Annotated in this window: 9 protein-coding genes; 2 read left to right on the forward strand and 7 right to left on the reverse strand. The window is 50.0% G+C overall.

All coding sequences use genetic code 11. The annotated features are described in order from the left end of the window. Positions 1-81: 81 nt before the first annotated feature. Positions 82-873: a helix-turn-helix domain-containing protein gene (locus BLW29_RS11815; protein WP_090979630.1), complete on the reverse strand. Its 792-nt coding sequence runs from the start codon at positions 871-873 to the stop codon at positions 82-84. A gap of 225 nt (positions 874-1,098) precedes the next feature. On the opposite strand from BLW29_RS11815, the gene BLW29_RS11820 reads away from it, so the two are divergent. Next, positions 1,099-2,403: an aminotransferase class I/II-fold pyridoxal phosphate-dependent enzyme gene (locus tag BLW29_RS11820; RefSeq protein WP_090979632.1), complete on the forward strand. Its 1,305-nt coding sequence runs from the start codon at positions 1,099-1,101 to the stop codon at positions 2,401-2,403. Between the two features lie 104 nt (positions 2,404-2,507). On the opposite strand, the gene glgD is transcribed toward BLW29_RS11820, so the two are convergent. The 6 genes from glgD to BLW29_RS11850 form a co-directional block, all read right to left on the reverse strand. Next, the gene (glgD, locus tag BLW29_RS11825; RefSeq protein ID WP_090979634.1) at positions 2,508-3,578 is read right to left on the reverse strand and encodes a glucose-1-phosphate adenylyltransferase subunit GlgD; all 1,071 of its coding nucleotides are present in this window, start codon (positions 3,576-3,578) and stop codon (positions 2,508-2,510) included. Continuing rightward, complete coding sequence (locus BLW29_RS11830) at positions 3,554-4,717, reverse strand: glucose-1-phosphate adenylyltransferase (RefSeq protein ID WP_090979636.1); 1,164 nt, start codon at positions 4,715-4,717, stop codon at positions 3,554-3,556. The genes glgD and BLW29_RS11830 overlap by 25 nt, the downstream gene beginning before the upstream one ends. 608 nt (positions 4,718-5,325) lie before the next feature. Continuing rightward, the gene (locus BLW29_RS11835; protein WP_177186595.1) at positions 5,326-6,570 is read right to left on the reverse strand and encodes an ABC transporter permease; all 1,245 of its coding nucleotides are present in this window, start codon (positions 6,568-6,570) and stop codon (positions 5,326-5,328) included. Continuing rightward, positions 6,554-7,330, reverse strand: coding sequence for an ABC transporter ATP-binding protein (locus BLW29_RS11840; protein WP_090979680.1), 777 nt, complete (start codon positions 7,328-7,330; stop codon positions 6,554-6,556). Before BLW29_RS11840 ends, BLW29_RS11835 begins: the two co-directional genes overlap by 17 nt. Positions 7,331-7,446: 116 nt before the next feature. Further along, positions 7,447-8,673, reverse strand: coding sequence for an S-layer homology domain-containing protein (locus BLW29_RS11845; protein WP_090979640.1), 1,227 nt, complete (start codon positions 8,671-8,673; stop codon positions 7,447-7,449). Between the two features lie 156 nt (positions 8,674-8,829). Continuing rightward, positions 8,830-9,666 carry a phytanoyl-CoA dioxygenase family protein gene (locus tag BLW29_RS11850; protein ID WP_090979642.1) on the reverse strand — a complete coding sequence of 279 codons (837 nt, stop codon included), beginning with the start codon at positions 9,664-9,666 and terminating at the stop codon, positions 8,830-8,832. 128 nt (positions 9,667-9,794) lie between these two features. Between BLW29_RS11850 and BLW29_RS11855 the strand changes: the two genes are divergently transcribed. Next, a complete protein-coding gene (locus BLW29_RS11855; RefSeq protein ID WP_090979644.1) occupies positions 9,795-10,634 on the forward strand; it encodes a helix-turn-helix domain-containing protein in 840 nt (279 codons plus the stop codon). Positions 10,635-10,824 lie beyond the last annotated feature (190 nt).

Raw genomic sequence — 10,824 nt, forward strand, 5'->3', positions numbered from 1 at the left:
TCAGACTATGCCGCACACTATTTTATTAATCTCACATTGCATCAGGAACTGCCTGTACCTACAACAAGCAAAAAAAAGAGCCTATCGGATTTCCGATGGGCTCTTCCCCGTATACTGCTTGAACTGCCTGCTGAAGAAGAATATATCGCGATACCCCAGCGCGTCGGCGACTTCCGTCACGTTCATGCCGGCATGCATGAGCAAATGCTGCGCGCGATCGATCCGCGTGCGAATCATGTAATTCTGCACCGATGAACCGATGAGTTCCTTGAATTTAATCGAAAAATATCTCGGAGACAGCTGCGCTCGCTGGGTTAAATCCTCCACCCGATGCGCGATCCCGGGGTTTTGCCGAATATAGTTGGCCACCTCATGAATGGCTTCAGTCAATTGATTGCTGACCTTCCGTTCTACCGGACCTTGACCTTCCAGATCCTCGCGCAGCAAGTAAATCATCAGCTGCTTCAGGATCAATTGCGCCTCTTCCTCCGCGGCGAAGGTCTTCACCAGAAACAATCGTACGTAACGGGACAACAGATGCTCGAAATCTACCGTCTCTTCAAGAATCCGATACGACTGCGGCACGACGCTGACACTCTCGGAGACGTCAAAATGAATATACGTCAGCACAAGCGGCTTCTGCGGGTTATGAGTCGCACTCGTATAATCCCCAGGCTTAAATAGAAAGCAGCTCCCTTTACTGACCGAGAACGGCACGCCGTTTAATAGAACTTCTCCGCTGCCGCTCCATACATAGAATAAGTCGTAATTCGCCAGCGGTTTTTCGCGCTTTTGCCACTTCCATCCCGGCTCGCAGACGATTTTGGCTAACGCGGGTTTTAATTGAAAAGATGTCGGCGCACAGTGCAGCATCTCAGCTTCCTCCGTTTGCAAAAACAATATCGTTGTCATCATACAATACTGCGATTCCTTTGCCAATATGGACACCTTGCATGAAGGACAACCCTCACGAAATAATTGTTGCAAAAAAGTGAATGTAACATGGCCTTCCACTCCCAAACAGTGATATAATATCTCCTAAACGGTTTCCAATGGGGACCAAATGAGAATGAAACGCCGGAAGGATGAATGAAGTCGATGAACCCACTTGCCCAGCAATTGAACGCGACGATTGAGCGAGAGAATGGTCATGTATTCGCCATGTTGTCAACACTCGGTAAAGCTATTTTTTTCCCGAAGGAAGGCATTCTGAGCCAATCTGCCGAAGCAAAAGCGAAGGCGAAGAAGTACAATGCAACAATTGGTATTGCCATTGAGAACGGCCAGCCTATGCATTTGAAGGTCATTCAAGACACGCTCTCCGCTTATAATCCGAAGGATCTCTATGAATATGCACCGCCGGCAGGTAAGCCGGAGCTGCGCGCTGCATGGCGCAGTAAAATGCTGAAGGAGAACCCTTCGCTTGCCAATAAGAATTACGGCAACCCTGTCGTAACGAACGCCTTGACGCATGGCCTCAGCATAGTAGCGGATCTGTTCGCAGATGCAGGGGACGCCGTTATTATTCCGAACAAGAACTGGGAAAATTACGAACTGACCTTCGGCATTCGCCGCGGCGCCGAGATCGTCCAATATCCGCTGTACAACAACGAGAACCGCTTCAACAGCGACGGACTCCGCGAAGCATTGCTTGCTCAGAAGAGCAAAGGCAAAGCGATCGTCGTGCTCAACTTCCCGAACAACCCGACGGGCTACACACCGGGCGCGCAAGAAGGCGCTGAAATCGTTGCGGCCATCCGCGATGCGGCTGAAGCCGGCATCAACGTTGTTGTCGTCACCGACGATGCGTACTTCGGACTGTTCTTCGAAGGTTCCATGCATGAATCCCTGTTTGGCCAATTGTCTGATCTACACCCTCGCGTGCTGCCGATCAAAGTCGACGGTGCGACGAAGGAAGAATACGTATGGGGCTTCCGCGTAGGGTTCATTACGTATGCAGGTGCTTCCGATGCCGTACTTGCTGCGCTTGAGCAGAAGACACTCGGTATTATCCGTGCAACCATTTCGAGCGGTCCGCATCCATCCCAAACCTTCGTGCTTCACGCGCTGCAATCGAAGGACTTTGAACCGCAGAAGGAAGAGAAGTACGCGATTATGAAAGGTCGCGCCAATCGAGTGAAGGAACTGCTCGACAGTGGCCGCTACGGCGATGTATGGTCCTACTATCCGTTCAACTCCGGCTACTTCATGTGCCTTAAGCTGAACAATGTGGAAGCTGAGACCGTCCGTAAACGTCTGCTCGACACCTACGAAATCGGTACAATCGCTCTTGGCGATACCGACCTTCGTGTAGCCTTCTCTTGCATTGAAGAAGAGAACCTCGAAGAGCTGTTCGATACGATTTACAAAGCCGTTCAAGATGTCGCGGTTGCCAGCAAATAAATAGCAGCTTCTGCTTTCAATACGCAAGAAGGGCAATGAGAGAAGGTCATGATAACGACCTTTCCTCACTGCCCTTTTTGCATTTCGCACCTAGCCAACCGCTTTTAAGCATACCTCTTCGATGACGCCAAACGGACCTCTTTATCGAGGATGACATGATCCACGAATCCTTCATCGTCGATAACACTGTTACACATCACGATACTGTCGCGGACGACCGCACCTTTGCGTACATGAACCCCTTCGAACAAGATGCTGTTTATTACAGTGCCCTCAATGATGCAGCCATTCGCGATGATCGAATTGCTTGCCCTCGAGCCTTCGACATAACGTGCAGGCGGCTCGTCATTAAGCTTCGTTATGATGCTCCCCTGTTGAGCAAACAAGCCTCTTCGAATGCCGGGACGCAGCAGCTGCATGCTGTTCTCATAATAACTGGCCAGCGTATTGACCACACCTAGGCAGCCTTCATGCATGTAGCTCTGAATATGCAGCTGATCGACCCCGCCCATGATGGCATGCTCCACGAGATGATCCTGTCCCTGCGCCAAGGAAGTATCGACCAAATCAAGGAACAGCTCCTTGCGCATGATGTACATTTCCATAGAAATCAGATCATGGTCCGCTTCACCCGACATCGGTGCAATAGAGGTGATACGGCCGCCAGCATCCGTCTTGACCTTCCGCGCTTTTCCGCCCATGAGGTTGTTCGACTGCTTGCAAATGACCGTAATATCCGCCCCGCTTGCCTGATGTGCAGCCAGTACAGGCTTATAATCCACGTTACAGATCATATAACCGCGCGTAATTAACACATATTCGCAGGAATGATGCTTAAAGTAATCCTGATTCTCATAGAAATGATACAGATCACCACGGTTCGTTTCATGGGCGTGCTCCATAATATTAGGCGGAATAATGGATAGCCCGCTTTCAGGCTGCTCAAGATCCCAATGTTTACCCGAATCAAGATGATCCATCAGGCCGCGATACTTCGTATGCGCGAATACGCCAACCTTCGTAATGCCGGAATTCGCCATACTCGATAGTACAAAATCAATCAGCCGGTATTGGCCGCCAAAAGGAACAGAAGCTAAGCAACGATTCGCCGTAAGAGACCCCATTTCATCCGGTGCATGGATGAGATTGATTATGCCGAGAATATTTGCTTGCACAGCTGCTCTACCTCCGTCATGGATTGATTCACAACCGTAACCTCGCTGAATTCAGGACCGCCTATTGAAGCACCATCGGGAATAACGGTTCCCTCAGCGACAATTGCTTTATAAATGCTGACTCCCTTACCTATCTGCACACCTGGCATAATAACCGAATCATGAATTCGGCTGTCCGGTCCCACCTGTACGTCACAGAAGAGTACCGAACCGACAACTGTTCCTTCCACAGTGCAGCCTTCCGTAACGAGTGAATTCGAAATCTTGGCCCCAGCTGCCGCAAAATGTGCCGGACGATTCGGCTGAACCGAATAGATGGGCCAATTATAATCGTTCAAATCAAGTGATGGCGTCTTTGCTAACAGATCCATATTCGCTTCCCATAAGCTCTCAAGTGTTCCGACATCCTTCCAATACCCGTCAAACGTATAGGAATCCAGCTTCATCCCATCATCGAGCATAGCCGGAATAATGTCTTTACCAAAATCATTACCCGAAAGTTCATTGGCTTCATCACGAATCAAGTATTTCTTCAGCGCTGACCACTTGAATATATAAACGCCCATCGAGGCAAGGTTGCTCGTAGGCACTTTCGGCTTCTCTACGAAGGAAGTAATGGCCCCTGAATCGTCGACATGCATAATGCCAAACCGGCTTGCTTCTTTCAAGTCTACTTGGAGACATGCGATGGTAACATCAGCGCCGCGCGCCTCATGCTGCTCCAGCATCCGGTTGTAATCCATTTTGTAGATGTGATCGCCGGAGATAACAAGGACATATTCTGGATCATATTGTTCAATAAATCCGATATTTTGATAGATGGCATTCGCCGTGCCTTTATACCATTTGCCGCCTTTTTGTTTCATATAAGGAGGAAGAATAGACATGCCGCCATCGCGTCGATCTAGCCCCCACGGGCTGCCGTTACCCAAATAACCATTCAATACAAGAGGCTGATATTGCGTTAGCACACCAACCGTGTCAATGCCGGAATGCACACAGTTGCTTAACGTGAAGTCAATGATTCTATACTTCCCTCCGAAATGAACTGCAGGCTTCGCCAACTCCTGTGTAAGTACGCCTAATCGCTTTCCTTCGCCTCCAGCAAGAAGCATAGCCATCATTCTTTTTTTGCTCATCTACAACATCTTCTCCTTCTCTACTCAAGCTTACGTCCCTTACAATATAGCTTTATTTACATATACAATTTTCCATATATTTGAAAATAGAAAATTGCATTACAATCCGGCTTTAAATATTTAAACTAGGTCTAATTGGTTATTTGCTAGGTTTGAGAACAGCTCTCAATTCGTTATTCAGTATACCTTCCAGCCATAAACTTTGAATCCTACTTCCAGCATATTCGTGCCCTACGATTCGACAGTGCCGCTTCTCAGTGATGTCGAACAGCACAAGCCGCCATTCTTGCAATGGATAAATTAATCTATGTACGATTGCATTATTTATTCTTTTCCGTCCATTTTTTCACAGAACGTCCATAAAAATTGTTGTTTCTTTTTCCCCCTGCATAAAACTGTCATTTTCCATAAAACTGCTACAGGCACGTTCGTTGTCGAAAAGAATTTGCATAATCGCACCTCTATTTCATTTGAATTTCCGTATGAAGCGCTGCCACAAATACTAGTCTCCTTTATACGACGCATTAATGGCGAATTGTCGTAAATTTTCATAGAAAAAGAAGCAACCTTAGTCCTATTGATAACGGACCAAGATTGCTTCCTAAATTCTAATCCTCATCGGGATCGAACACGAGCTTACGCTTCACTCTTCCCGGCCGTAACGCCAAGACATAGAGCAGCGACAACACAAGTGAGGTTAACGCCTGTACCACGAGACCTTGTGAAGGCAGCAGCACGATCTGCGGAAGCCAGATGATAATGGCGCACAAGAGGGCAGCCATACGATCGACGCGCATTACGGCATCATAACGAGTCTGCTCCGGCAGCGGGTAGACATGCCGCCAGACCGAATGCCGATGCGCCTGCGTGAGCGCGCTCAACTGAACCCCGCTCAACCAGACGAACAGCATACAGACGCCGGCCGACCCCCAGCCTGACCACAGGCCGGAATAGGCGGACAAGATGCCCGTGAATAAACCAAGTCCTGTTAAACGCAGCAATATGCCGCCAAGCTCGGTACGGATCAGTGTAAATGTATAGAGATAAACAAATGCATGCTCCCTGCGGTAGCGGATCCGCTTTGCCATCCACGATGCATAGGGCCGTGACTTGACCGCTGCCGATTCAGTCGGCACATCCGTGAACGCCCCGAAGAAAACATCATACCTGCGCCGGGTGCCTTTCTCTTCCTCAATAAGCAGCAGCCATGGAATCGGATAACGCGGCATACGCAAGTACAGAAGTCCGAAGAGACAACCGACAACAGCGAGATACATCACCGTCTTCCATATCTCGGTATGCAGCAGCGACGCAACGCCTACCGCAGTGGCGGACCAGCGCAGCAGCCGAATGCTGCGCCTGCTTCCTGCATGAACAAGCTGGCGCTCGCGCCAAGCTGCCCCCATGTGCAGCAGCTTCAACAGCAAAGCTGCTACTACGATTATGATGCTGCTTGTCTGACCATCCGTCGCTATGTAAAGCGGAATATAGATGCCGCACATCAACAGAACAGCAGCCATGATGCCCATGCTATTGTAACGAAAGGAACGCCGCAGATAAGACGGCAGCTGCGCTTCACGCGGAACCAGAAACACCACATCCGCCTCGCGCAGCCATGTCCGCAAGGGACTCCAGCATATGAACGGCGTCAGCACGACTACGCCAACAAGCGTAATCGGGAAGGTAACCGGCATATTTCGCAGCAGCATTCCGTATCCGGCTAACCCGGCCAGCAGCAGCATGATCGTTACACCCGGCAGTCCACTCTGAACAATATAGCGAAAATAAGGCAGAGCTCCGCGCCAGAACGTGCTTGAGCGCGTACGCCACAACGAATCAACCGATCGCTCCATTTGCCCCTCCACCTGCCACGAGCCGGTAGAAAGCTTCTTCCAGCGAACCGGCTCTGCTCTCGTGCGGCATTCCGGCTGCCTCGCACACATCCTGCAGCGTGCCTTGTGCAACAACAGCCCCTTGATGCAGCACGATAAACCGGCTGCAATACGATTCTACCGTCGATAAGATATGGGAGCTCATAAACACGGAGGAGCCCTCCTTCGTTACCTCGACCAGTTTATCGAGCAGCGAACGAATGCCGAGCGGATCGAGGCCAAGGAACGGCTCGTCAATCACATATAACGCAGGCCTTGCCAGCAGCGCATTCATGATCATGACCTTCTGCCGCATTCCTTTGGATAAGTGTGCCGCGAATGCGCTTCGCTTCGGCGTCATATAAAACTCATCCAGCAAGCTCTCCGTTCGCTGCTTATACAAGCTCTCTTCCACATTGTAGGCCATGCCCGTCAATGCCAAATGCTCTTCGACCGTCAGTTCATCGAAGAGCAGCGGCGACTCCGGCACGTAGGCCAGCGAGCTGCGATACGCCTCCGAATTCTCTGCCAGCGTATGACCGCTAATGCGAATCTCCCCGCTGTGCGGCTGCATCAGCCCGAGAATATGCTTGATGGCCGTACTTTTGCCTGCACCGTTCAGCCCGATAAGTCCAACCATTTCACCCGCGCCCACTTCGAAAGACAAATCATGGAGCACTGGCCTGCGGGGGCTGTATCCGCCTGTTAACCCTTTTACCTCTAAGACTGGCTTCATCGCAATCACCTCTACATTCTCACCCTGATACTACCAAATTTTCGGCAAAATGAAAAATCGCAAGCAAAAAGGCCTCGTGCCTGCATTGCTGCAGGTCATGAGGCCCTCTAGGTGCTTGTTTATTATAGGACTTTGATGGAATAAACGAGGTTATTAAGGACAGTCAGTTCAACGGCATGACCAGCTACGAGCAGAGCTGCATTGCCAACAATCGCTACGTCAGGAGCCGTGTTAAACACGTACGCTTGTGTAGTACCGTTCTCTGTACGCGTGATCGAAATCGTTGCGATTTTACCTTGCTCATTCAAGGAATAGGAGTTGAACAAGCCAACTTGAGTTGTAACGGCAGGCTGCTCGGAAGCCAGCTTCGTCACTTCGATGAACACGACTTTGTTCTGGTACGTACGAACAAGAACTTCGTCGCCGGCTTTCAGTGCCGATACGGCAACCTTCACGTTATTACGGAAAATGAAGACGTTCGGGTCAAGCGCAAGTGCCACTTCGGTGTTGTTTGGTTTTACAACTACGATTGCGTTGCTTGCAGGATCCGCTTTCAGCTTGCCTGTGATCGCTTGAGCGTCTTGATCCGGAAGCTGCTCATCCGTACGGTCAAGCAGAGCCGCAAGCTCAGCGCGAGTAACTTGTTGGTTCGGACGGAACGAGTTGTCCTCGTAGCCTGTGATTAGGCCTTTCTCGATCGCTACTGCAACGTAGCCAACAGATCCCGCAGGGATTTTGTCAGCGTCGCGGAACTTCAGCTCCGAGTTTACTTTCGCTTTCGCTTCTGCTTCCAAGCCCATTGCTTTCACAAGCAAAGTTGCCGCGAACAAACGAGTTGCCGGCTTGTCCGGTTGAATCGCATCGTCTGTCTCGCTGAACAGATCTTTCTCAAGCGCTACGGCTACGTAGCCAACTGCCCATGGGTATCTTTTTGCAAGAACGTCTGCATCTTTGAAGTGCAGCTTCGTGCTCATTTCAGCTTGCGATTCCGCTTGCGCTTTCAGACCCATCAAACGAACAGCCGCTACGATGGATTCGATGCGCGTGATTTTCTGTTGAGGCTTGAACGTGCCGTCGTCATAGCCGTTGAACACGCCTTTGGATGCCAGACGAATGATATACTCAAGCGCCCATTTCAGCTCTTTCTCATCCTTGAACTGAAGGTTGATGCCGTGTTTATCATTGTCTTTCTTGTTATCGTTCTTGTTGTTTCCGTTGTTGTTTTGGTGGTTGCCTTTATCGTCATGTCCTTTGTCGTTACCGTGAGCAAAAGCGCTTCCTGCGCCACCTGCTAGGGTAAGTAACGCCACTGATGTAATTGCCGCCTTTTTCAAAATGGCTTTTTTCATGGTGCTGCCACTCTCCTCGCGAATGCGGTCCGTGCCGCTTTTTTTACTTTCGCTCATATCGTTCGGAGAGTGGCCGAGCATTTAAGGGGGTCATGGTCAAAATAAAGTTCGTCCGTTCGTCAAAAACCGAGGTTTGACGCGGAAAATCAGCTATTATTATTCCTCGGATGACGAGTATGCAAGCGGGAAATATTGGTTGTCGTACAGGTCGCCTTCCTTCGGACGAGGGCCCAGCAGACGAATATTATCGACATTCTGAGTTCTCTTATAAGCCGTTCCTTGCGGGATATAATGCGCTACGATGCTAAGGCGCGGGTCGTTGGAATAATTTTGTCTGGACCCGTGAATCGTATACGAATGGTGGAAGCTGACTTGGCCGGCTTTGAGAATAAGCGGCTCTTCGCGCCAAGGCTTCTCGTCGACTTCCATTTGTTTCTTCACAGCCTCTAGCTCTGTGTTAAAGAATCCGTCGGAGTTCAGAAGTCCCCATTTGTGCGAGCCTGGAATCACTTGCATGCAGCCATTGGACAGATCCGTATCCTGCAGCGCAATCCAAGCCGTAACTAAGTTTGTTGTGTTCGTGCATTGCCAGTATACATAATCTTGATGCCAGCCAACGTTGCCAACGGATGTTTGCTCGCCTTTGCCGGTACCAGGCTTGTAGATCGCTTGGTCATACCAGACGCGAACTTCGCTTGTGTTCATCAGGTTAGCTGCCAATTTGCCGAGTTTACGAGCGGTTACCGTTTTGTACACCTCGTCGTTGATCCACCAAGCATTGTCGACCTTGCGCAGACGAGTCGGATTGTCACTCGGGAACCATTCCGTAAGCGGGTATGCGTCACCGTCGAAATCTTGATTCCAAATGCGATCATGCGCTTTGCGCAGCGCTTCTACTTCTTCTGCATCGAAGACAACCGGACTAATCCAGTAGCCGTTTTCCTCGTAAAATTGTTGATCTAGCTTCGCTTGTTCAGCCGTGATTGGTTTCATTGTATTCGCTGTCCCCTTTGACGTTCAATTTGTATATCCATACCTAGAATATACAGTCATCATCACGATATGTATTGTATGTCTACTTCTCCATTTGTATAATTGTAAGATGAATTGGAGGGGTTAGCATGCATGCCGACAACCAGCCTCGCATCGGTGTAGAGGCTCTGATCAAGTTGGTCGATCAGAACTGGAACCATATTCGCATCCATTCCTGCGGGTTCTGGGAGAACTTAGGCTGGGATGGTCCGGGCAGATGGTTTGAGCTCAATTACTTGACCGGCGGGAGCCAGCTTGTCATCCAAGACGGTCAAGCCGTTCAGTTGAATCAAAGTGACCTGCTTGCCGTGCAAGATACGCTTCGGAACAGCTCCTGCGCAGGCGGACAGTTTCGGCTTTATTATATCGGCTTCTACTCGGACAAAGCGGAGATCAATACGGCGTTCCGCGAATTGTTCGCCAGACTGAAGCTGGATACTCGGCCAATGGCGCTCCAAGGGCTGCAGCAGGATTATCAGGCGATCATGGCTGATCTGAACTTAGGCAGGCAGGATTCGGTCCTGGTGAAGCAGCATTTCCTGCATTTGCTCGTGCGCATCTATCATGGTGCGGCGCAAACTTCGCAAAGCGCCCATCATAAACTCATTCATGCGGTCATGAATGACTTGCATGAACGAGTTAGTAATGCAGGCGAGCGGCTCCTTCTCAGCGAGATTGCAGCGCGTTATTCGCTGAATGAACGCTATCTCAACCAGCTGTTCAAGCAAGAAACCGGCGTCACGATCGGTATCTATATGAATGCAATCCGCCTCGAGCAGGCCAAACGGCTGCTCGAAACGACGTCGATGCCGATCACGGCCATCGCGCACGCCGCCGGATTCTACGACGGCGCGCATTTCAGCCGCACGTTCAAAGGCAAGGAAGGCGTCTCGCCGCAAGACTACCGCGCAATGCATCGGAATAAGTGAAGTCCAGTTTAGAGTAACTACTTCATGAGCAGAGAATGTTGCATGTCATGCAGGACTGTTGATTAACCAAAAAAAGGTAGCAAAAAGACCGCTCGTTCGGTAATGTGTTTGTACCCCTACAAACATCCGAAATGAGGCGGCCCTATGAAAAAGTCTACTATGTTTACCACCATCCTGCAAACGATTTTAC

The sequence above is a fragment of the Paenibacillus sp. CF384 genome (assembly GCF_900106745.1).
GTDB lineage: Bacteria > Bacillota > Bacilli > Paenibacillales > Paenibacillaceae > Paenibacillus_Z.

What these genes read in the sequence shown, in the direction of transcription:
- BLW29_RS11815 (WP_090979630.1), bottom strand. Translation starts at nt 873, where the DNA reads ATGCTGCACTGTGCGCCGACATCTTTTCAATTAAAACCCGCGTTAGCC.
- BLW29_RS11830 (WP_090979636.1), bottom strand. Translation starts at nt 4,717, where the DNA reads ATGAGCAAAAAAAGAATGATGGCTATGCTTCTTGCTGGAGGCGAAGGA.
- BLW29_RS11855 (WP_090979644.1), top strand. Translation starts at nt 9,795, where the DNA reads ATGCATGCCGACAACCAGCCTCGCATCGGTGTAGAGGCTCTGATCAAG.
- BLW29_RS11850 (WP_090979642.1), bottom strand. Translation starts at nt 9,666, where the DNA reads ATGAAACCAATCACGGCTGAACAAGCGAAGCTAGATCAACAATTTTAC.
- BLW29_RS11835 (WP_177186595.1), bottom strand. Translation starts at nt 6,570, where the DNA reads ATGGAGCGATCGGTTGATTCGTTGTGGCGTACGCGCTCAAGCACGTTC.
- BLW29_RS11820 (WP_090979632.1), top strand. Translation starts at nt 1,099, where the DNA reads ATGAACCCACTTGCCCAGCAATTGAACGCGACGATTGAGCGAGAGAAT.
- BLW29_RS11845 (WP_090979640.1), bottom strand. Translation starts at nt 8,673, where the DNA reads ATGAAAAAAGCCATTTTGAAAAAGGCGGCAATTACATCAGTGGCGTTA.